Genomic DNA, 22,957 nt, shown 5'->3' on the forward strand with positions numbered 1-22,957 from the left:
CGCTCCTTATAATTGAATGCCTGAGAATGACATAAAGCCTAATGCCATTAAGCCTACAGTAATAAAGGTGATACCTAAACCACGTAAACCTGCCGGTACATCAGCATATTTCATTTTTTCGGTTAAACCGGCAAGTGCAACGATAGCCAACATCCAACCTGTACCTGCACCGATACCGTAAACGACTGATTCACCGAAATTGTATTCACGTTGCACCATGAATGATACGCCACCGAAAATCGCACAGTTTACTGTGATCAATGGTAAGAAAATACCTAATGCACTATAAAGCGATGGTACAAATTTATCTAAGAACATTTCTAAGATTTGTACTAAAGCCGCAATGACACCGATAAAGGTAATGAAGTTTAAGAATGTTAAATCTACACCTTCAATTAATGCACCGTCTTTTAACACATGAGTGTACACTAATTGGTTTACCGGCACAGAAATGCCTAATACAACGATTACTGCAATACCTAAACCAAAAGCCGTTGAAACTTTCTTAGACACCGCAAGGAATGTACACATACCAAGGAAGAAAGAAAGTGCCATGTTCTCAATGAACACAGACTTTACAAATAAACTAATGTAATGTTCCATTGATTATTTCTCCTGTTGTGCCGGTTTCCACGTTCTTAAGCCCCAAATTAAGAAGCCAATAATAAAGAACGCACTTGGTGCTAAGAGGAATAAGCCGTTTGCTTGATACCAACCACCATTTTGAACAGTTTCAAAAATCGTTACACCGAAAATTTTACCTGAACCGATAAGTTCACGTAAAAATGCAACGATAACTAAGATCGCACCGTAACCTAAACCATTACCGATACCATCAACGAAACTTTCAAGCGGTTCTGATTTCATCGCAAAAGCTTCTGCACGCCCCATTACGATACAGTTAGTAATAATCAAACCAACGAATACCGATAATTGTTTTGATAGGTCATAGGCATAAGCACGTAAAATTTGGTCAACTAAGATAACCAATGATGCAATGATCGCCATTTGCACAATGATACGGATGCTATTTGGAATATAGTTACGAATCATTGAAATGAACATACTTGAAAATGCGGTAACTAAACTCACCGCAATCGCCATTACAACCGCAGTTTGTAACTGTGTTGTTACCGCTAGTGCCGAACAAATACCTAAAATTTGTAATGCAATAGGGTTGTTATCAGCAATTGGCGATAACAATAAACTTTTAAGATTGTTGCCTGCCATTAGTTCGCTCCTGCTGTTGCTTTGAATTTAGCTAAGAATGGACCAAAGCCATTTTTACCAAACCAATATTTAAATGAGCCATCTACACCATTTGATGTTAAGGTCGCACCGGATAAAGCGTCAATACCATGCTCTTTATCTGCTGATGCATTTTTGCCTACCGTTAAAGCCACTTCGTTTTGGTCATTAAATAATTTTTTACCTACGAAGAATTTTTGCCAGTTAGGGTTTGCAATTTCACCACCAAGACCTGCAGTTTCACCTTGCTCATAGTAAGTAATACCATTGATTGTGTTTGCATCAGGTTGTACTGCCACAAAGCCATACATAATAGACCACAAACCATTGCCATACATTGGTAATACTGCTTGAGTCACATTGCCGGCTTCATCTTTTACTAGATAAATTTCGGCATATTTTGCACGCACTTTGATTCCTGCTTTATCATCTTCAGGTGCAATAGCCACGCTTGTTGCAGGATCTTTTGCTGCTGCTTTTGCATCAAAGTTTGTCACGTTGTCAACGTAGTCACCTGTTGCTAAATCAACAACTTTTGGCTCGATGAATTTTGCGTAAGTGTCTTGAATATTCGTATCTTTTTGCATCAAACCTGCTGCAATCAGAATGTTCTTTTGCTTATCAAGCTGTTTTTGGATCTCTTGTGTTGGTTTTAATAACACCGCAGCACCAGCTACGATAAGAGAACAGATCAAGCTCACCAACACCACGACGGTTAAAGTACCGCCAACGCTATCTTTATTAAATTTAGCCATTATGCAGTTCTCGCTTTTCTACGTTTGATGTTGCCTTGAACGACTAGGTAGTCGAAGATTGGCGCGAATAAGTTAGCGAATAAAATTGCTAACATCATACCTTCTGGATACGCTGGGTTTGCGACACGGATAACCACCGCCATAAAACCGATCAATGCACCGTACCACCACTTACCTTTATTAGTGAATGACGCAGATACCGGGTCTGTTGCCATAAAGAACATACCTAGTGCGAAACCACCTAAAACTAAATGCCAATGCCACGGCATTGAGAATAACGGGTTAGTATCTGAACCGATAAGGTTGAACAAGGTTGATGTAATCACCATACCTAAGAACACACCTGCAATGATACGCCATGAAGCAATGCGTGCAAATACAATAATTGCCGCACCGATAGCTAACATTAATGTCGAAACTTCCCCCATTGAACCAGGGATATTTCCTAAAAACGCATCCATCCAAGTGATAGGTTGACCTGTTGCTACGTGTTTAAGAGCAGCTTCACCACCTTGCGCCCATTGTGAAAGTGCAGTTGCACCAGAGAAACCATCTGCAGCCGTCCAAACTAAGTCACCCGAAATTTGCGCAGGGTAAGCAAAGAATAAAAATGCACGACCTGCTAATGCCGGGTTCATAAAGTTTTTACCCACACCACCAAAGACTTCTTTCGCTACAACTAAACCGAAAGAAATACCTAAAGCAGCTTGCCATAATGGCAATGTTGGCGGAACGATTAATGCGAATAAAATCGTTGTCACAAAGAAACCTTCGTTTACTTCGTGTCCACGAACGATAGCAAATAATAATTCCCAGAACATACCTACTGCGAATGCCACGATATAAATAGGTAAGAAGAATGTTGCACCTAACAACATTTTGCTACCCCAACCGCCATTCACAAGATCGGCACCTAAGCCTTGAGCTAAAGAATAATGCCAGTCGTTTGCGACTAGCTCAGCAAGATTACCTAAGCTTGCTGCCGCAGCCATAGATTGCGCACCTACGTTATACAAGCCATAGAATAATGCTGGGAATAATGCTAACCACACGATGATCATCATACGTTTTGAGTCGATGGCATCACGAACGTGGGTTGTCGATTGCGTTGCCGTACCGGGTGTGTACATCAAAGTGTAAACCGATTCAAATAACGGATACAATTTGGCATATTTACCACCAGGCAAAAACGCGGGTTCCATTTTTTCAAAAAGATGTTTTAAACCCATTTTTAACCTTCCTTCTCAATCTTGTCTAACGCTTGACGTAAGAATGAACCATAATCAGTTTTACCTGGGTCCACAAAAGTACAAAGCGCTAAATCTTCTTCATCTAATTCCAACGCACCTAAATTTTGTGCAGAATCAGTATCACCGACTTCTAAATCACGCAGTAATAAAGATGGAAGAATATCTAATGGCATTACGCGCTCATAGCTACCAATTGGCACCATCGCACGGTGACCACCGTTTTCAGCCGTTGTGAAATTAAATAATTTCTTGCTGAAATGCCCTAAAACTGTACGCGTAATAGAGAATTTATTTGCTTGTGGTGAAATCCACCCCATGAATTCTTTCGTTGTATTTTCTTCAATAACAGAAACTTGTAACGCATAGCGACCCAAGTAATCATGCGCACCTTCTGCTTTTGCGCCATGAAGAACAGAACCTGAAATAACACGGTTTTCACCGGCATTTAATTCATTTGCGGTTAATTGTGACAGTTTGGCACCAAGCTGAGTACGCACTAAGCGTGGATTTTTCACTTGTGGACCTGCTAATGACACAATACGGTCTGTAAATAATTCACCGGTTGTAAATAATTTACCAATCGCAATTACGTCTTGATAATTTAAGTGCCACACTTGTTTGGTAAGACCAACCGGGTCAATAAAGTGAATATGCGTACCCACTAAACCAGCCGGATGAGGGCCATTAAAGGATTGAATGCTGATACCTTCAATTGCGGGGCTTAAAGGAATATTGCTGTCTGCATCTTTACACAGATAAACCGTTTTTTGACCTTCCACTAAGCGTACTAAAACAGTTAAACCGGCTTTAAAATCTGCTTCAAATTCTTTTAAGATCACTTCAGGATCTGCCGCTAATGGATTGGTATCCATCGCATTAACGAAAATTGAAGAAGGAATAGCATCCACAGCAGGGACTTTGCTGAAAGGACGCGTACGAAGTGCGGTCCACAAACCTGATGTTTGCAAGTTTTTACGCACTTGTTCGCTTGTTAATTGGCTCAATGCAGCAACATCGTATTTATCGAAAGTCACTTGTTCGTTACCTTCAACACGAATCACCACAGATTGTAATACACGCTTAGCACCGCGATTAATCGCTGTTACAGTACCGCTTGCAGGTGCGGTGAAAACTACGCCCGGATTCTTTTTGTCTTCAAAAAGAACTTGACCTTTTTTCACTACATCGCCTTCACGAACTTTCATTGAAGGACGCATGCCCACATACTCTTCGCCAAGCATAGCAACTTCAGTCACGGCATTGCCGTCACGGATTACTTGTTCTGGTTTTCCGTTAATCGGAAGATCCAAGCCTTTTTTAATCGTAATCATTGTTTGCACTACTTTTCGTTAGGTTTAAAATTAAGCCATTTTTCTATAAAACGAATAAAAAAATGACCGCACATTGAGTAATGATCGCTAAAGATCATAAAAATAAAAACTCAAATTCGGAGATTTTGCCATTCTTTTGAATAAGTTACACACAACTATCGCGCGCTCACAAACTTCAAAGACAAAATTAAACGCCCTATTCTACCCAAAATACGCCCCCCCTGCTACTTTAAATGCAGACTTTTCACAAAATTTTTACACTTAAATTAGCCGGGATTTGTATTTCCTTAAATTGACTAATGCCCGATTCCCATACAATGGGTTGAAAGCGGAATCTCTTGTCCCAAGCGTTCCCATTCTTCTTTTGTAAAAGTATGTAAGGCTAAAGCATGAATACCTGCTTGAATATCATCTTGTAAGCATTGATAAATTTTTTGATGACGAGCCACAGGACGAACATTAATAAATTCATCGCTCACAATAGTCACCTTAAAATGGCTCTCACCACCACGATCTGAACTATGCAGATGACTTTCATTTTCCACCGATAAAAAGTGCGGTTGAAATGCGACAGATAATTTCTCCGTTAAATAGGTTTGTTTATTCATAAAATACCTTAAATGAAGTGATAAATTGAACTCAAAGGCTATACATTATTGTCGAACTTTGCAAGAATAGAGCAACGTTAATCATTAAATTAAAGGATCCTCTATGAAAATAAAAAAATTCTCTCTTGCCTCACTTATTGTTAGCGCAACATTACTTACTGCATGTGCAACTCAAAGCAATACACTTGTGTTTAACCCGCCGGCACCGACCGTCACCGCAATGTTTAATGCGAATAACCAACGTGCTATCGTGTCCGTAGCAACCCAAGATGGTCGCATGCAACCTGAAGTATCAAGTTTTGTTAGAGACGGACAAATTCAAAAATTACAGGCTCAACCCTCAGTGGAACAGCTATTCCAACAAGTGATGTTGCAAAACCTCAATGCTAAAGGCTTCCGTTTAGCGACAAACGGTGCAAATACCCAAGTTACAGTCATCGTAAAAGATTTCTTTGCCAAAGTATCACAAGGCAACTTACGCTATGAAATCAACTCGAAAATCCAGCTAGAAGTCCACGTTCAAGGGGCACAAGGCAACTTTACCAAAAATTTAGGCGCGACGCGCTCACAACAAGGCGCATTTAATGCGAACAATGATGAAATCAAAAAAGTATTAGATCAAAACTTGAGTGATGTGATTAATGCCATTTATCAAGATCAAGAAATCGCCAATGCAATCAATCAATATGCGAACTAAGTCTAAACATGACTTTCTGAAATGCCTAATGCCATATTAGGCATTTTCTTTTTCACGCTTTTCAAGTTTTTTCTGCTCTCGGCGCATTTTGAAAAAATCACTTAATTTCTGACCGCACTTTTCCGCTAAAACGCCCCCTGTAATGTCTAAAAAATGATTCATTTTGTAGTCATCAAAAAAATGAAAACGCGATCCCACTGCGCCCGTTTTATAATCATAAGCACCAAATACTAAGCGTTTAATTCGACTATGCAAAATAGCCCCTGCACACATCGTGCAAGGTTCTAAAGTCACATAAAGCGTACAATTTAACAGACGATAATTTTCAATATGCTGTGCGCCATGACGCAATGCCACAATCTCTGCGTGCGCCGTGGGGTCATGATTAATAATAGATAAATTCCACCCTTCACCAATAATCTGATGATCCTCATCCACTAATACCGCACCAACAGGAATTTCCCCTAAGGATTGGGCCTTATCCGCCAGTGTTAAGGCATAATTCATAAAGTGTTCATCTAATTGTTGTTGGATAATCATGCTTTCTTCGGTCATAAGTGATATTGCTGAAAAATGTCTGGTTAAGAAAGTTGTTTTATCAGAATGGTATTGATAGTTTGGTTACACAGGAATATATTTCAGCGTTTACTGCACAAGACTGACGTTTCGGCAAGCTCAACGACCGTCTTGTGCCACGGCTACATAATACCGTCACTATTGTAACTCTAAACTGAAAATGGATATTTAATCCCCTCGTGACATTCATATCCCACGACATTAAAATCATCCAGCGTCACCCAAGTTTCCAAATCTTCCAATGTTTTGATATCAGGGTTAATTTCTAGTTTTGGTGATGGAAACGGCTCGCGTTTTAGCTGCACATCACGCATTAATGCTAATTGGTCTTCATAAATATGCGCATTAACAATTTTATGATACGCCGTCCCGGCTTTCTTACCTGTAATTTGCGCCATAAGTGCCAAAAAGGTAAAGACCTGAATTTGATTAAAATTCAAACCTAAAGGGACATCACAAGATCGTTGATAGCTAGTTAAATAAAGAGTATCCCCTAATAAAGAAAAAGTGTGGCTGTACATACAAGGGCGCAAACACCCCAAATCAAACTCCCCTGGGTTTAGAAAAGTTAATATTTCACCACGGTCATCAATACCTTTACTTAAATCATTCACAATTTTACGTAACTGATCCACCGTTTCACCATTCGGCTTACGCCATGCCCGACCTTGCACACCATAAACACGGCCCATATCATCAGTACCTTTACGAGCAGGGTTATTTAACCAAGCTAAATTTTCATTGGCATTGGCATCCCAAGTTTTAGTACCTAATTTGCGGAAATCTGCCGCATTATCATAGCCACGAATATACCCCAAAAATTCAGCAATGGCGGCTTTCCAATAGCTTTTACGCGTGGTAATAATTGGGAATTGATTATTGGCAACATCGTATTCCAAGTCTGCATTGATTACCGTTAAACAGCGTTTCCCGGTTCGTTCATTTTCAATCCAAACACCTTCATCCACAATGCGTTGACATAGATCTAAATATTGACGCATTCAAAACTCCTTATTTTTTATCCGCACTTTGAATTGTAGTTGTACGAGAATAAGCCCAAACCATAATCGCAATACCGCCGATAATCATTGGTAATGACAGCATTTGACCTCGTGTAATCAAATCTTCTGCTGTATTCACACCATGATCAATTTCACGTACATATTCCACTAAGAAACGAAATACACCATAGCCAACTAAAAATAAACCTGATACAGCGGCCAACGGACGAGGCTTACGAATAAACCAATTTAAAATAATGAATAATGCCACACCTTCAAGTAACATTTCATAAAGCTGAGAAGGGTGCAACGGTACAGCTCCGTTGTAACCATAAGGGAACATTGCCCAAGGAACCGCATCTAAATTTTCCACCGGTCGCCCCCAGAGTTCATTATTAATAAAGTTGCCTAAACGCCCTAAACCTAAGCCTACAGGTACTAGAGGGGCAATTAAATCTGAGGTTTGCCAAAAACTCCGTTTTTGACGGATGGATGTCAAAAACATCGCCACAATCACGCCGATTAGACCACCATGGAAAGACATTCCCCCTTCCCAAATACGGAATAAATAAAACGGATCCGATAGGAAGCGATCAAAATTATAGAAAAAGACATCGCCAATACGTCCGCCTAAAATCACCCCGGCGAAACTAGCGTAAAGCAAACTATCAAATTGCGCCTCCGTCCATACACCATTGGATTTTTGTATCCGCTTTTTTCCTAACCAATCAGCAAAGAAAAAACCCAAAAGATACATGACGCCATACCAATGTAAACTAATTGGTCCGAGACTAAAAACAATAGGATCAATATAAGGTAAATGAATAAAATCTGTCATAACTTTCCTAACTTAAAATCATTTTACAAGCCATCAATAACAAAAATACAGCAAAGGCTTTTTTAAGTTTTGCAACAGGCAAACGCGAAGCCAACATTACACCAAACTTTGTCGTAAATACCGAAGTTGACGTAATACCTAAAACGGCAGGTAAGTACACAAACCCCACCGACCAATCGGGCAACTCAGTATTATCCCAACCGCTCACCATATAACTTAAACAACCTGAAAAAGCGAGCAACATGCCACAAAAAGAAGAAGACCCAATGGCCTTTTTCATTTCATAACCGCGTGCATTGAGAAATGGCACAATAAAACCACCGCCACCAATGCCCGCAAAGCTTGATGCAATACCAATCAAGCTACCGCCAATTAAAGCACTTTTATCCGTTAAAGGTTTATTTCCAGCCGTCATTTTTACGGACAGAATCATCTTTATCGCCAAATACACCACCATCGCCGCAAAAATACGACTTGCCACATCTTTGGGCAAATAGCTCACAAAAAAACTCGCCATATAGGTCGCCATCATCATGACCGGTGCAAACAAACGAAGCGATGACCAATCAATATTCCCTACTTTATAGTGATTATAAGCAGAAGCACCGCCTGTAATAATGATAGTGGCAAAAGAAGAACCCAGTGCAACCGACATTAATGCGTGCTCAGGCACCCCTACCATAGGTAATAAATAAACCAAGGTAGGCACGATAACCAAGCCGCCGCCAATGCCGAATAATCCAGCTAACACACCAACCGCACAACCTACCAGCAAGCAAATAAAAAATACTGTGATCATCGATGTTTCTTCCCTTTTTTATGCTTATTTTTTTGCGTTTGATATTTATGATAATAAGGTGTTTTTTTGGCTACACCAGATTCTTCATTTGAAGAATTTAATAGATTTTCACTACGCTGTGGATCAAATAAAAACTGCGCGAATTCTTTCATGGCTCGGCGATACACATCTCGCTTGAAAGAGACCACTTGACGCACAGGATACCAAAAACTCACCCAACGCCAACCATCAAACTCAGGTGAGGCTGTTCTGTTCATATTAATATCTTTCACATCACAAGTTAGTTGTAGTAAAAACCAACGCTGTTTCTGTCCAATGCACATCGGCTTGCTATCATAGCGCAATAAACGTTTTGGTAATTTATAACGAAGCCATTGTTTTGAAGCATAAAGGATTTTTACATCCTTTTTGGTCAATCCCACTTCTTCAAATAGCTCGCGATACATTGCTTGCTCAGGTGTTTCACCCTCGTTAATACCGCCTTGTGGAAATTGCCAAGAATTTTGTCCGTACCTTTTTGCCCACAGCACTTGTCTTTTCTGATTGCAAATGACAATGCCAACATTAGGACGGTAGCCATCGAAATCGATCACTATCCTTCACCTTAAAAATATTTTGTTTAGATCTAGCGTGGAATTATGGCACATCATGAAATTTTCGCCAATACTGTACGATATTCTAAGGGGAAAAGTGCGGTCAGATTTTAAAGAAATCATTCAATTTGTGGATAACTCTGTGTATAGGCTGAAAATAAATAAAGAATGAAAAGGAATAGATTTTTATACAACACAGACGAGCCCTGGTATAATTCACTGTGGATAGAAAATAAAATGAAATAAGGACACAAAAATCACACCTAAAATAAACCGCACTTTTCAATCTGTTTTATTGTGCAAAAGAAAACCAATTAGACCCACTTATCCACAGAAATACACCTAAAACCACTCAATTATCCATTCTTCTGTGAATTATTCTACTTTTATGTGGATAAAATTGTGGTTGAATACGCAATAATCTTTAATAACCGCCTCCCCTATCGGAAAGAAGAAATATCTTTTATTATAAAAATCAATAAATTAAAAACAAATGTAACGATTCTTCTTTTTCTCCCTATAACGCGAGCCAACGAGAGTATATTTTTTAACCGCTTAAGTCTTAATTTACCTATTCATTAAAAAAGAAAAATCCTAACTAAAAAGTATCGCAAACGATTACGTAACTCTGTATAATAGCGCCAATTTTTGAACTCAAAAGGAAACGCAACTGTGAGCAAAGCATCATTAAGTTACAAAGACGCTGGCGTAGATATCAATGCTGGTAACGAATTAGTTGAACGCATTAAACCCCATGTAAAACGCACTACTCGCCCTGAGGTGATTGGTGGCTTAGGTGGTTTTGGTGCGCTGTGTGCTTTACCAACTAAATATAAAGAACCTGTACTGGTTTCCGGTACAGATGGTGTAGGCACTAAATTACGTTTAGCCATTGATTTGAAAAAACATGACACTATTGGTATTGATTTAGTGGCGATGTGCGTCAATGACTTAGTAGTACAGGGAGCGGAACCTTTATTCTTTTTAGATTACTATGCAACGGGTAAATTAGACGTTGATGTCGCATCTGACGTGGTTAAAGGTATTGCGGAAGGTTGTGTTCAATCAGGTTGTGCCTTAGTGGGTGGTGAAACCGCTGAAATGCCCGGAATGTATCACGAAGGTGACTATGACTTAGCAGGTTTCTGCGTGGGTGTCGTTGAAAAATCAAAAATTTTAGATGGTTCAAAAGTCGTTGCCGGTGATGCGTTAATCGCTTTAGGTTCAAGTGGACCTCACTCAAATGGTTACTCATTAATTCGTAAAGTCATTGATGTAGCCGGCGTGAATCCGGCAACAGAACAATTAGCCGGTCAACCACTTGCAGATCAAGTATTAGCACCAACAAAAATTTACGTTAAATCCGTATTAGAACTCATTGAAAATGTTGATGTTCACGCCATTGCCCACTTAACTGGCGGCGGTTTTTGGGAAAATATTCCACGCGTGTTACCTGAAAATGTGAAAGCCGTTATCAATGAAAAAAGTTGGGAATGGCAACCGGTATTCAAATGGTTACAAGAGAAAGGCAACATTGAAACCTATGAAATGTATCGCACCTTTAACTGTGGTGTTGGTATGGTTATCGCACTGCCACAAGCAGATGTGGAAAAAGCCTTAAATGTGTTACGTGCGGCTGGTGAAAATGCCTGGTTAATTGGTCAAATTGAACCATTAGTAGAAGGCGAAAAACAGGTTATTATTCGTTAATCACTTTCTTCCTAAATGAAGCCCAATCATTGTATTGGGCTTTTGAGTTTATACTATGAAAAAAATTGTTGTTTTAATTTCCGGTACAGGAACAAATTTGCAAGCCATTATTAATGCTTGCCAATCGGGTGAAATCCAAGGTGAAATTGTTTCTGTGATTAGTAACAAAGCGGATGCTTATGGCTTAACTCGTGCAAAAAATGCCAATATTCCTACCGCAGTTTTTGAGCGAAAAAACTTTTCTGATAACCTTGAAATGGATCGTGCTATCGCTAAACATATTGAACAAGTGGAAGCGGATCTGGTGGTGTTAGCCGGTTATATGAAAATTTTAAGTGATGAATTCACCTTGCAATTTGCCGGTAAAATTTTAAATATTCATCCATCACTACTCCCCAAATACAAAGGGCTACATACCTATCAGCAAGCACTTGAAGCCGGAGAGACTGAACATGGCACAACCGTGCATTTTGTTACCCCCGAATTAGATAGCGGTGCCATTATCTTGCAAGCTAAAGTGCCTATTTTTCCTGAAGATGAAGTCGCCGATATTGAAGAACGTGTAAAAGCACAAGAAATTCAGATTTATCCCTTAGTCGTAAAATGGTTTATCAGCGAACGCCTAAAAGAAAAAGCAGGTAAAGCCTATTTAGACGGTAAATTACTGCCTGAAAATGGCTACGCCAACGAATAAATTTTATAAAGTGCGGTTAAATTCCGTGAAAATTTTGTTATAGTAAGGCAAAATTTATTTCAAATTATTAGGGATGGATTTTTATGGAAAAAATCATCATTGATGAAGACCAATTTATACGAACTATTTCGCGCATCTCCCACGAAATTATTGAAAAACACGAAAATCTAGATAATTTGATCATCGTTGGCATCAAACGCCGTGGGGCTGAAATTGCGGAACTGATTAAACGAAAAATCGGCGAGCTTACAGGGAAAAATCTACCCTCCATTGATTTAGATATTACCTTTTATCGCGATGATTTAGAATACGTAGAGCCAAGTAATCAATCACCCGTTTACAAAGGTTCGAGTGAATATATTAGCGTACAAGGTAAAACGGTTATCTTAGTGGATGATGTGTTATTTACAGGTAGAACTATTCGTGCTGCCTTAGATGCACTTGTGGATTTTGGACGAGCATCAAAAGTTGAACTCGTGATTTTTGTTGATCGCGGTCATCGTGAATTGCCTATTCGCGCAGATTATGTAGGCAAAAATGTTCCCACTAGTCGCGCTGAAAAAGTGCAAGTACGCACAATGAAATTTGACAGTTGTTATGAAGTCGCATTAATTTCTCGATGACACTGATAACAAAGGGAACTTTTTTTGACTAACCTGTTCTAATCAGTACAAATTTTAAGTAGAGATGGATAAAAAATGAAATTAAAACAATTAAAAAATAGGCTATTGATCGTCATAGGATTTATTGCCTTTATTGGTAATGCTCAAGCGATTGAAAAAGTGGTTGCTACCGTGGATGGAAATCCAATTTTAGAAAGCCAAGTGCAACGTGCGTTAGGGAAACGTGCGAATACCGAAGCCAATCGCCTTGCTGCCTTAGATGGCATTATTGATGATATGTTAGTGCAAAAAGCGATTCAAGAGTCGGGTGTTAAAGTTAACCCTGCACAAGTGGATCAAATTGTACAAAATATTGCCGCACAGAATGGCTTAACTTATGGTCAGTTATTAGATGCGTTAGATTATCAAGGTATCAGTCTTTCACAATTTAGAGAAAATATTGCCAACCAAATTTTAATGTCTGAAGTACGTAATCGTAGTATCGGTAAAAACATTAATGTGACTCGAGAGCAAGTAGAAGCACTGAGCAAACAAATGTTGGAACAGGCAAAAAATAGCGGCAACGAAAAAGCAATTACAGCAACGCAATATAAAGTACGTCATATTTTAATTAAGCTTAATCCGCTGTTAAATGACGCGCAGGCCAAATCACTATTAACGCAAGTTCGCGCCGATATTCTGGCTGGTAAAACAACTTTTGCGGAAGCGGCCAAGAATTATTCAAAAGATTACCTTTCCGGTGCCAATGGCGGTGATTTAGGTTTTGCCTTTCCTGAAGTTTATGCACCTGAATTTGCTCAAATGGTTAAAACAACAAAACCGGGCGTGATTTCCGCACCATTTAAAACTGAGTTCGGTTGGCATATTTTAGAAGTAACTGATACTCGTCAAGGTGATGTCACCGAAAGTGCTTATCAGCAAAAAGCTTACGAAAAATTGGTTAACGAACAACTTCAAGAAGAATCTAAAGACTGGATCAAGGCCCTACGTAAAGGTGCCAATATTCAAATTTTAACAAACTAATTTATCAGTGGGCGACATCGCCCACTCTTTATTTTGGAACCCAATCAATGAGTAATTCAAAACGCCATTTAGGCCATACCGCCCGTAAACGCTTCGGGCAAAACTTTTTACATGACGACAATGTGATTCAAGGCATTGTTGCCGCCATCTATCCACAAAAAGGGCAATTTTTAGTGGAAATCGGCCCCGGTTTAGGTGCATTAACCGAACCGGTGGGTGAGCAAGTGGATCGCTTAACGGTTGTGGAACTTGACCGCGATCTGGCGGAACGTTTGCGTCATCACCCATTCTTACATCAAAAACTCAATGTGATTGAAACGGACGCCATGCAGTTCGATTTTGGCAAACTTTATGATGAGGCGAAACTGGCGGAGCAAGGGCAAAAATTACGCGTATTTGGTAATTTACCTTACAACATTTCTACCCCACTTATTTTTCATTTGTTGAAATTCCACGACAAAATTCAAGATATGCACTTTATGTTGCAAAAAGAAGTGGTAAAACGCCTTTGTGCCGCCCCAAACAGCAAGGCTTACGGTCGTTTAACCATTATGACGCAATATTTTTGCCAAGTGATGCCGGTATTGGAAGTTCCGCCTACTGCCTTTAAACCTGCGCCCAAAGTGGATTCTGCAGTGGTACGTTTAATTCCACACAACACTTTACCTTACCCTGTTAAAGATCTGTATTGGCTTAATCGCGTAACAAGTCAAGCCTTTAACCAACGCCGTAAAACCTTGCGCAATGCGCTATCAACGCTATTTTCTGCGGAAAATCTCACCGCACTTGAGATTGATTTAAACGCACGAGCGGAAAATCTCACCATTGCGGATTATGTGCGTTTGGCAAACTGGCTGTGTGATAATCCACCTGCTGATGTAAATAAAGACGATATTTTTGAATACGTAGAATAATTATGGCCACCTATTTTGTGGGCGATCTGCACGGTTGCTTTGATGAATTGCAATTATTGCTCGAAAAAGTGCGGTTTAATTCTGATGATTTTTTGTATTTAACCGGCGATCTCATCGCGCGTGGCGAGAAATCCTTAGAATGTTTGCGCTTTGTTAAATCCTTAGGCAATCAGGCACAAACGGTACTCGGCAATCACGATTTGCATTTACTGTCTTGTGCCTATGGGATTAAGAAAGTCAAACCACGCGATAATTTGACCACACTTTTTGCCGCTAAGGATTTTGCTGAACTCATTGATTGGCTACGTTTTCAGCCTTTATTTGTGCATCACGAGCAATTAGGCTTTAGTCTTTCTCATGCGGGCATTTCCCCTGATTGGGATATTGCCACTGCACAATCTTGCGCTAAAGAAGTGGAAGCGGTGTTGCAATATGGCGATATCAAATATCTACTCAGCCAAATGTACGACAGCCGGCCTGATCGTTGGTCACCGGATTTACAGGGCATTGACCGCTTGCGTTATAGCATTAACGTATTCACCCGAATGCGCTTTTGTTATGCCGATCATCGCCTTGATTTTGAATGCAAAGCCCCTATCAGCCAAGCCCCTGCGGAACTCAAACCTTGGTTTGCATGTGACAATCCTATTTTTCAACAGGAAAATATTCTGTTTGGACATTGGGCAAGCCTGGTAGATTGCCCAACGCCAAGCAATATTTACGCGCTTGATACAGGCTGTGCTTGGGGTAATCGCCTGACCTTGCTACGTTGGGAAGATAAACAAATTTTTAGCCAAAGTGCGGTCCAAAATGTTGGAGATTTTTTATGATTTCAGCGCAAACCTGTGAACTTTTTAATATTCCCTTCTTCCAGTTTGCGCAGATGAAAAAATTCTGCCCTGAGCAAATTCCCCAAATTAAAGCGGACTACAAGCGCGAATGGAATGAATGGAAAACTTGTATTTTGCAAGTGTCACAGCAACTAGGCGCGCCTTTTGCCAAACCTCACATCGAAAGCTGGACCAATGGTTGGCAAGTAAGAGCGCATTTCTTTGCGTATTTTAAATACGAATTTAACCAAAATTCGGCGGCTATTTTATCGGTGTTACTAAACCGTCGTCGCTTGCAAGTTTGTTTAGATTGGCATTGTTATCGTGCTGATCGATCACAAATTAATCTGCAACAATATAATCAATGGCTAGATAATTTGGATAAGAACCAATTTGCTGAGTGGGAAATTTGGCGCGGTGATGAAAGTGAATATGATGATTTTCGTCAAGTGAAACAATTAGTTGAGCAAGACTGGCTTTTACGTTCAGATGAAGATTTTTGGTGTATCGGACGTAATATAGAAAAATCGGCGTTAGACAGAATAAACCCTGTCGAATTTATCACAGAATCTATTCGTAATTTATTACCCTTATATGAGAAATGCCACCAATAATTAGGGGCTGTTTATCTTTTAATTTAGACGTTTTTCCGCTATCCTATACGGCATTTTCCAAACCTAAATTTGACCCAAAGTGCGGTCATAAATTTCATTATTTTAAGGTAAAACTATGCAAGAACAATATCGTCCCGATTTGATTGAAAGTGAAGTGCAAAAATATTGGGCAGACAACAAAACCTTTAAAGCAGTAAAAGATCCGAGCAAAGAAAAATATTATTGCCTTTCCATGTTCCCTTATCCATCAGGTCGCCTACACATGGGACACGTGCGTAACTACACCATTGGCGATGTGGTTTCTCGCTATCAACGTATGAATGGTAAAAATGTATTACAACCCATCGGTTGGGATGCATTTGGCTTGCCAGCAGAAGGCGCGGCGGTAAAAAATAAAACCGCACCGGCCAAATGGACCTATGAAAATATTGAGTATATGAAAGGTCAGCTCAAAATGTTGGGCCTAGGCTATGACTGGGATCGTGAAATTGCCACTTGCCGTCCGGAATACTACAAATGGGAACAATGGTTCTTTACCGAGTTGTACAAAAAAGGTTTGGTTTACAAAAAAACCTCGACGGTAAACTGGTGTCCGAATGATGAAACTGTACTGGCTAATGAGCAAGTTCATGAAGGCTGCTGCTGGCGTTGTGATACCCCTGTGGAGCAAAAAGAAATCCCACAATGGTTTATTAAAATTACCGATTATGCAGATCAACTTTTAGGCGGGCTAGACAATCTACCTGAATGGCCGGACATGGTAAAAACCATGCAACGTAACTGGATCGGTCGTTCTGAAGGGGTGGAAATTACCTTTAAAATTGAAAATTCCGATGAAACTGTATCGGTTTATACCACTCGCCCTGATACTTTCTACGGCGTAAGTTATATTGCTGTTGCCGCTGGTCACCCATTAGCGGAAAGTGCGGCGAAAAATAATCCTGAATTAGCGGCATTTATCCGTGAATGCAAAGGCACAAAAGTGGCTGAAGCAGATTTGGCAACCCTTGAGAAAAAAGGGATGGCAACCGGTTTGAATGTCATTCACCCGATTACAGGTCAACCAGTGCCAATTTGGGTAGCAAACTTTGTATTAATGCACTACGGTACGGGCGCAGTGATGGCAGTACCGGCGCACGATCAACGTGACTTTGAATTTGCGACCAAATACGGTTTACCTATTAAACAAGTCATTGCGCCGATTAATGGCGAAGAAATTGATTTGAACAAAGCCGCATTCACTGAACATGGTCAATTAATTCACTCTGAGGAATTTAACGGTTTAGATTTTGATGCCGCATTTAATGGCATTGCCGATAAATTAGAAGCCATGGGTTGCGGTAAACGCCAAGTAAACTTCCGCTTACGCGATTGGGGTGTTTCACGTCAACGCTATTGGGGCGCGCCAATTCCAATGCTTACCCTTGAAAATGGCGACGTGGTGCCAACGCCATTAGAAGATTTGCCGGTAATTTTGCCTGAAGATGTGGTAATGGATGGTGTTCAAAGCCCAATTAAAGCGGATCCAAACTGGGCGAAAACCACTTACAACGGACAACCTGCATTAAAAGAAACGGATACCTTTGATACCTTTATGGAATCTTCTTGGTATTACGCGCGCTATACTTGCCCACAATTCCATGACGGCATGCTAGATCCAGAAGAAGCCAACTATTGGTTACCGGTGGATCAATATATCGGTGGTATCGAACACGCAACCATGCACTTGCTCTACTTCCGTTTCTTCCACAAATTATTACGTGATGCGGGTTTGGTTAAATCCGATGAACCGGCGAATAAATTGTTATGTCAAGGTATGGTGTTAGCGGACGCTTTCTATTACACCAGCCCGACCAATGAGCGAATTTGGGTGAGCCCAACGAAAGTGACCCTTGAGCGTGATGAAAAAGGTCGTATCATCAAAGCCACCGATGACGAAGGTCACGAATTAGTACATAGCGGTATGACCAAAATGTCGAAATCGAAAAACAACGGTATCGACCCACAAGAAATGGTAGAAAAATACGGTGCAGATACGGTTCGCTTATTTATGATGTTCGCATCGCCTGCGGAAATGACCTTAGAATGGCAAGAATCAGGCGTAGAAGGGGCAAAACGTTTCTTAGGTCGCTTGTGGAATTTGGTGTTTGAATACAATAAAAATCCGGCACAAATTGCCTTAAATCCGACCGCACTTTCAGGCACACAAAAAGCCTTACGTCGCGATGTACACAAAACTATTGCCAAAGTATCTGATGATATTGGTCGCCGCCAAACTTTCAACACCGCAATTGCCGCGATTATGGAGTTAATGAACAAACTCACACGCGCACCGCTTGCGGATGAGCAAGATCGCGCGGTGATGGCGGAAGCATTAAGTGCGGTAGTACGAATGCTTTACCCAATTACGCCACACATCTGTTTCCAATTATGGAAAGAATTAGGCAACCAAGACAACATTGACTTCGCCCCTTGGGTAGTTGCAGATGAAACTGCGATGGTTGAAGATGAAAAATTGGTTGTGGTACAAGTTAACGGAAAAGTACGTGGTAAAGTCACTGTACCGGCAGACTTCAGCGAAGAACAAATCAAAGAAGTGGCATTACAAGATGACAACGTACAAAAATTCCTAGATGGTTTGAATATTGTGAAAACCATCTATGTACCGGGTAAATTATTTAGTTTTGTGGCGAAGTAATTGACTTGTTAACAAATAAGGTGGGTGAAAACCCACCATATTTCTATATGCCTATGAAATTCACAACATTAACAAAAAACGCCATAATTCTCACCGCGCTTTCCGGTTGCGTTTCCGGTAATGATTTCGCTAATTTAGATTGGCGTCCTTTTAAAGATATTGACGGCAGTATTCAGGAAATTGGTTTTTATAGCTGGAAAGTTCAGACCTTTCAACATGGGAAAACCGTAGAACGTGATGCACATATGGCCTATCTTGCCCAGCCTTTTGGGGAATTAAAAGCGAAGAAAGCACTCGGTGAAATGTACCCTTTAGGGCGAGCTAATGAAAATAGTGCAATGGCAACTATTTTCTTGCTTGATGGGCAATCTGTTAATATTTATGATGAACAAAATATTAAAAAGCTCGTGCAAGCCACCACCTTTGATTTTTATGAATTTGGGGGAATGCGATTAAGCCATGCTAAATTCAGTGCAAAAAAAGCCATTTGTCAGGATTTCAAGAGCAAAACAGGGGTAAATTTGTTGATGACAACCAATTATTATCCTGAAAATAGCTTTACCGATTTCTATACGGCACTTATTGACGTACAATTGCGACATAATATTGCACCAACAGAAATTGGTTATACACCAAGTTTTACCGGCAATAACCCACAGTTACAAACCGTTATCAAAGAACAAGAACAGAAAAGGGGCAAAAATATGGTGGTTGCCAATATCAAAGAAAAAGCCAGTCTTCTGTTTAATATCATTTGCAAATAAAAGGTGAATTTATGTTTAACCTATTGAAAAAAATCGCATTAATTACAAGTATTGCCGCCCTATCCGCCTGCGGCTTTCATTTTAAAACAGGTCAATTAGTCCCTAAAGAATTACAAACCATCAGTTTTGAAAGTGCGGACAAATATGATGCTATGTCCATGGCAATGCGCAAACAGCTTCAGGCAAACAATATTAATGTGGTGGATCCGCGCGAAGATGTAGCCGTTTTACGTATTCACAGCATACGCACTAATGATGAAGTGGTATCGGTCTTTAAACAAGGACGTGAAGCAGAAAAAGTACTCATCATGAACGTGAGTGCAAGTGTGCGCTTGCCAAAACAAGAGGCCCATGAATTTTCCGTGAGTGTTAACCGTACTTTCTTTGATAATTCACGCGCTGCTCTAGCAAAATCCGCTGAACGTGATGTCATTTGGAACGATATGCGTGAACAGGCTGCTCGTCAAATTATTGCCAAAATGGTGGCACTACAACATCAAATTAAAACGACAAAATAGCGATGAACCGTATTTTCCCTGAACAGCTCAGCCACTCGCTAGGTCAACGCCTAGCGAGTCTTTATTATTTAACAGGACAAGATCCCTTGCTGTTAGCGGAAGCGCGTGATCTGATTATTCAAACTGCCACCACACAGGGCTTTGATGAAAAAATAGAGATTCAAGTGGATCAATCAACGGACTGGGATGATTTATTTGAGCGTTGCCAATCCATGGGGTTATTTTTCAATAAACAGGTTATTAGCCTTACTCTACCTGAAAATCTCACCGCCGCCCTACAAGCTAAATTATTTGAACTCATTAGTTTATCCAATGAAGATGTATTACTGATTTTACAGCTACCTAAATTTGGCAAAGCCAACGAAAAGCAGGAATGGGTAAAAAAATCATTAGAAATTGAACCGCACTTAAACCTGATTAACTGCCAAACCCCTAGCATAGAACAGCTACCGCGTTGGGTAAGCAACCGAGTTAAAGCCATGGGGTTAACCATTGAACAAGATGCCGTACAACTACTTTGTTATAGCTATGAAAATAACTTACTTGCCCTAAAACAAACCCTTGAATTATTAGCGTTACTCCACCCTGATCACAAAATTAGCTTTACGCGAGTCAGATCCCTAGTTGAACAGGCTTCAATCTTTACACCTTTTCAATGGATTGATGCCCTATTAGAAGGTAAAGAAGGACGCGCTCGCCGCATTCTTGAAAGTTTGAAAGCAGAAGATCTACAACCTATTATCTTATTGCGTACCTTACAACGAGAACTCATGACCTTATTGGACTTATCCAAACCGTCACAACGCTTAACCGATATTGATCAGCCCTTACCAACACATCAGTTAAGGGAAGGCTTTGACCGCTTAAAAATATGGCAAACTCGCCGTCATATTTATACGATAGCATTTCAACGCTTAACTTATCGAAAACTCTATGAAATGATCCAACAACTGGCGGAATTGGAACGTATGGCAAAATTAGATTTTAGCAATGATATTTGGGACAAGCTGGCAGATATTTCAGTGAAATTTGCCTGATATGAAGTAGATGCGGTCTTTCTCACCCAAAGTGCGGTTGAATTTTTCAAATATTTTGATAAAATTCACCGCACTTTTTGTTGAACAATTCACAAAAAATGTTCGGTTGAAGCTAGTTGGAGAGTGGCGAATTAACGCTACACCGACGAAGTAAATCTTTCAGGTGCGCGAAAGCGTAAGGACTGCTAGTGGACGAACCCTTGGAGAGATCCGGCACAAGATGTGCATGGGCGCCGAAGGCGAAAGAATAGCATTAAGCTATTTGAAACGCTCAGGCAAAAGGACAGGGGCAAGAGATTTCATCATTCACGTCATCGATGTGCATTTCTTATTTATCTCTTATCCCTTTGTATTTTCAACTTTCAGGAAATTACAATGGAATCAATTTTATCAACTATCGACTCTTTCATCTGGGGCCCTCCCCTTTTAATTTTACTCTCAGGAACAGGGTTATATTTAACCTTACGCCTTGGTTTTATCCAACTTCGCCATTTACCACGTGCATTTGTTTATATGTTTAAGCGTGAATCAAGCAATGGACAAGCCGGAGATGTCTCGGCTTTTGCCGCACTTTGTACCGCACTCTCTGCCACCATTGGGACAGGAAATATTGTCGGGGTGGCAACCGCGGTCAAAGCCGGGGGACCTGGGGCAATTTTTTGGATGTGGTTAGTGGCCTTTTTTGGTATGGCAACAAAATATGCAGAAAGTGTATTAGCCGTAAAATACCGTGTTCGGGACAAAAATGGCTTCATGGCCGGCGGCCCGATGTATTACATTGAACGTGGGCTAGGCATTAAATGGCTAGCCAAATTATTCGCTGTTTTTGGTATTTTAGTGGCATTCTTCGGTATTGGGACCTTTCCGCAAATTAATGCGATTACTCATGCGATGCAAGATAGCTTTAATGTACCAATTGAAATCACCGTGACTATCATGACCGCGATTGTTGCCTTAATTATTCTCGGTGGCGTAAAACGCATTGCTTCGGTCTCTACGGTTATTGTTCCTTTTATGGCGATTTTATATGTTGCCACGTCAGTCGTTATTTTAATTCTAAATGCGGACAAAGTCCCTGCTGCTTTAGGGTTAATTATTCACAGTGCCTTTGATCCCGAAGCCGCATTAGGGGGAGCATTAGGTTTCACCGTGATGAAAGCCATTCAAATGGGGGTTGCTCGTGGTATTTTCTCAAATGAATCAGGATTAGGTTCAGCACCTATCGCGGCGGCGGCGGCTCAAACCAAAGAGCCTGTTCGTCAAGGTTTAATATCGATGACAGGAACTTTCTTAGACACAATTATTGTCTGCACGATGACGGGGTTAGTCCTTGTGATTACAGGAGTTTGGAATAGTGCGGCCGAAGGGGCGGCGGCGACAAATGATGCATTTTCATTGGGATTAGGGACAGAAATCGGTGCAACCATTGTGACGATTGGCTTGCTTTTCTTTGCGTTCACCACCATTTTAGGTTGGTGCTATTATGGCGAACGTTGTTTTGTTTACTTATTCGATATTCGCGGCATAAAAATTTATCGTTTTATTTTTATCCTATTGGTTGCTACCGGTGCGTTTATTACCCTTGATACCATTTGGATTTTAGCCGATATCGTCAATGGCTTAATGGCATTTCCTAATCTCATTGCGATTGTTGGCTTGCGCAAAGTCATTATCGAAGAAACGCAAGATTACTTCCGCCGCTTACGCAACGGCGAACTGGATGTGGATGAACGTCAAGCGTAGCATCACAGGTTGGGGATTAGTACAAATGATAGGGGCGAAATATCTTTCGCCCCTTTTATTTTAACCAGCCCTAACGATTAGGTTATCGCGCTT

The 22,957-nt window shown here is 40.5% G+C and carries 24 protein-coding genes and 1 riboswitch; of the genes, 13 read left to right on the plus strand and 11 right to left on the minus strand.

Going from position 1 to position 22,957, the window contains the following annotated elements; genetic code table 11:
- Positions 1-6: 6 nt before the first annotated feature.
- The 6 genes from nqrE to Q0O89_RS00845 form a co-directional block, all read right to left on the minus strand.
- Positions 7-603 (minus strand): NADH:ubiquinone reductase (Na(+)-transporting) subunit E, encoded by a 597-nt coding sequence (nqrE, locus tag Q0O89_RS00820; RefSeq protein WP_115636470.1) that lies wholly within the window; start codon positions 601-603, stop codon positions 7-9.
- A 3-nt stretch (positions 604-606) separates the two neighbouring features.
- Positions 607-1,230 carry an NADH:ubiquinone reductase (Na(+)-transporting) subunit D gene (locus Q0O89_RS00825; RefSeq protein ID WP_273402419.1) on the minus strand — a complete coding sequence of 208 codons (624 nt, stop codon included), beginning with the start codon at positions 1,228-1,230 and terminating at the stop codon, positions 607-609.
- Positions 1,230-2,003 carry a Na(+)-translocating NADH-quinone reductase subunit C gene (locus tag Q0O89_RS00830; RefSeq protein WP_273402418.1) on the minus strand — a complete coding sequence of 258 codons (774 nt, stop codon included), beginning with the start codon at positions 2,001-2,003 and terminating at the stop codon, positions 1,230-1,232. Before Q0O89_RS00830 ends, Q0O89_RS00825 begins: the two co-directional genes overlap by 1 nt.
- Positions 2,003-3,232: an NADH:ubiquinone reductase (Na(+)-transporting) subunit B gene (locus tag Q0O89_RS00835; RefSeq protein WP_293729915.1), complete on the minus strand. Its 1,230-nt coding sequence runs from the start codon at positions 3,230-3,232 to the stop codon at positions 2,003-2,005. The genes Q0O89_RS00830 and Q0O89_RS00835 overlap by 1 nt, the downstream gene beginning before the upstream one ends.
- A gap of 2 nt (positions 3,233-3,234) precedes the next feature.
- Positions 3,235-4,584, minus strand: a complete 1,350-nt coding sequence (locus Q0O89_RS00840; RefSeq protein WP_293729916.1) for a Na(+)-translocating NADH-quinone reductase subunit A — start codon at positions 4,582-4,584, stop codon at positions 3,235-3,237.
- A 296-nt stretch (positions 4,585-4,880) separates the two neighbouring features.
- Complete coding sequence (locus tag Q0O89_RS00845; RefSeq protein WP_293729917.1) at positions 4,881-5,192, minus strand: BolA/IbaG family iron-sulfur metabolism protein; 312 nt, start codon at positions 5,190-5,192, stop codon at positions 4,881-4,883.
- Positions 5,193-5,295: 103 nt separating this feature from the next.
- On the opposite strand from Q0O89_RS00845, the gene Q0O89_RS00850 reads away from it, so the two are divergent.
- On the plus strand, positions 5,296-5,889 hold the full coding sequence (locus Q0O89_RS00850) for a YajG family lipoprotein (RefSeq protein WP_293729918.1): 594 nt from the start codon (positions 5,296-5,298) through the stop codon (positions 5,887-5,889).
- A 36-nt stretch (positions 5,890-5,925) separates the two neighbouring features.
- On the opposite strand, the gene tadA is transcribed toward Q0O89_RS00850, so the two are convergent.
- The 5 genes from tadA to rppH form a co-directional block, all read right to left on the minus strand.
- Complete coding sequence (tadA, locus tag Q0O89_RS00855) at positions 5,926-6,444, minus strand: tRNA adenosine(34) deaminase TadA (RefSeq protein ID WP_293729919.1); 519 nt, start codon at positions 6,442-6,444, stop codon at positions 5,926-5,928.
- 170 nt (positions 6,445-6,614) lie between these two features.
- Positions 6,615-7,466, minus strand: coding sequence for a thymidylate synthase (locus Q0O89_RS00860; protein WP_293729920.1), 852 nt, complete (start codon positions 7,464-7,466; stop codon positions 6,615-6,617).
- Positions 7,467-7,476: 10 nt separating this feature from the next.
- The gene (gene lgt / locus Q0O89_RS00865; RefSeq protein ID WP_293729921.1) at positions 7,477-8,304 is read right to left on the minus strand and encodes a prolipoprotein diacylglyceryl transferase; all 828 of its coding nucleotides are present in this window, start codon (positions 8,302-8,304) and stop codon (positions 7,477-7,479) included.
- Positions 8,305-8,311: 7 nt separating this feature from the next.
- Positions 8,312-9,103, minus strand: a complete 792-nt coding sequence (locus Q0O89_RS00870; protein WP_293729922.1) for a sulfite exporter TauE/SafE family protein — start codon at positions 9,101-9,103, stop codon at positions 8,312-8,314.
- Entirely contained in the window at positions 9,100-9,696 is a 597-nt protein-coding gene (rppH, locus tag Q0O89_RS00875; protein ID WP_293729923.1) for an RNA pyrophosphohydrolase, read from the minus strand. The genes Q0O89_RS00870 and rppH overlap by 4 nt, the downstream gene beginning before the upstream one ends.
- A gap of 672 nt (positions 9,697-10,368) precedes the next feature.
- Here rppH and purM point away from each other — a divergent pair.
- The 12 genes from purM to Q0O89_RS00935 all read left to right on the plus strand — a co-directional run bounded on the left by purM (position 10,369) and on the right by Q0O89_RS00935 (position 22,864).
- Positions 10,369-11,406 carry a phosphoribosylformylglycinamidine cyclo-ligase gene (gene purM / locus Q0O89_RS00880; protein WP_293729924.1) on the plus strand — a complete coding sequence of 346 codons (1,038 nt, stop codon included), beginning with the start codon at positions 10,369-10,371 and terminating at the stop codon, positions 11,404-11,406.
- Between the two features lie 55 nt (positions 11,407-11,461).
- Positions 11,462-12,100, plus strand: a complete 639-nt coding sequence (gene purN, locus Q0O89_RS00885) for a phosphoribosylglycinamide formyltransferase (RefSeq protein WP_293729925.1) — start codon at positions 11,462-11,464, stop codon at positions 12,098-12,100.
- Positions 12,101-12,183: 83 nt separating this feature from the next.
- Positions 12,184-12,723, plus strand: a complete 540-nt coding sequence (pyrR, locus tag Q0O89_RS00890; RefSeq protein ID WP_293729926.1) for a bifunctional pyr operon transcriptional regulator/uracil phosphoribosyltransferase PyrR — start codon at positions 12,184-12,186, stop codon at positions 12,721-12,723.
- A 75-nt stretch (positions 12,724-12,798) separates the two neighbouring features.
- The gene (locus tag Q0O89_RS00895) at positions 12,799-13,746 is read left to right on the plus strand and encodes a peptidylprolyl isomerase (RefSeq protein WP_293729927.1); all 948 of its coding nucleotides are present in this window, start codon (positions 12,799-12,801) and stop codon (positions 13,744-13,746) included.
- Positions 13,747-13,793: 47 nt separating this feature from the next.
- The gene (gene rsmA, locus Q0O89_RS00900; protein ID WP_293729928.1) at positions 13,794-14,660 is read left to right on the plus strand and encodes a 16S rRNA (adenine(1518)-N(6)/adenine(1519)-N(6))-dimethyltransferase RsmA; all 867 of its coding nucleotides are present in this window, start codon (positions 13,794-13,796) and stop codon (positions 14,658-14,660) included.
- A 2-nt stretch (positions 14,661-14,662) separates the two neighbouring features.
- Positions 14,663-15,490, plus strand: coding sequence for a bis(5'-nucleosyl)-tetraphosphatase (symmetrical) ApaH (apaH, locus tag Q0O89_RS00905; RefSeq protein ID WP_293729929.1), 828 nt, complete (start codon positions 14,663-14,665; stop codon positions 15,488-15,490).
- Positions 15,487-16,104: an HI_0552 family protein gene (locus Q0O89_RS00910; protein WP_293729930.1), complete on the plus strand. Its 618-nt coding sequence runs from the start codon at positions 15,487-15,489 to the stop codon at positions 16,102-16,104. The genes apaH and Q0O89_RS00910 overlap by 4 nt, the downstream gene beginning before the upstream one ends.
- Positions 16,105-16,219: 115 nt before the next feature.
- Entirely contained in the window at positions 16,220-18,802 is a 2,583-nt protein-coding gene (gene leuS / locus Q0O89_RS00915) for a leucine--tRNA ligase (RefSeq protein WP_293729931.1), read from the plus strand.
- A 53-nt stretch (positions 18,803-18,855) separates the two neighbouring features.
- Entirely contained in the window at positions 18,856-19,566 is a 711-nt protein-coding gene (locus Q0O89_RS00920; RefSeq protein WP_293729932.1) for a hypothetical protein, read from the plus strand.
- A gap of 11 nt (positions 19,567-19,577) precedes the next feature.
- The gene (gene lptE / locus Q0O89_RS00925) at positions 19,578-20,084 is read left to right on the plus strand and encodes an LPS assembly lipoprotein LptE (protein ID WP_293729933.1); all 507 of its coding nucleotides are present in this window, start codon (positions 19,578-19,580) and stop codon (positions 20,082-20,084) included.
- Between the two features lie 2 nt (positions 20,085-20,086).
- Positions 20,087-21,121: a DNA polymerase III subunit delta gene (gene holA / locus Q0O89_RS00930; RefSeq protein WP_293729934.1), complete on the plus strand. Its 1,035-nt coding sequence runs from the start codon at positions 20,087-20,089 to the stop codon at positions 21,119-21,121.
- 190 nt (positions 21,122-21,311) lie between these two features.
- A riboswitch (glycine riboswitch) is annotated at positions 21,312-21,418 on the plus strand.
- 72 nt (positions 21,419-21,490) lie between these two features.
- A complete protein-coding gene (locus Q0O89_RS00935; RefSeq protein ID WP_293729947.1) occupies positions 21,491-22,864 on the plus strand; it encodes a sodium:alanine symporter family protein in 1,374 nt (457 codons plus the stop codon).
- Positions 22,865-22,957 lie beyond the last annotated feature (93 nt).

The organism is uncultured Actinobacillus sp., from assembly GCF_945915845.1.
Classification (GTDB): Bacteria; Pseudomonadota; Gammaproteobacteria; order Enterobacterales; family Pasteurellaceae; genus Exercitatus.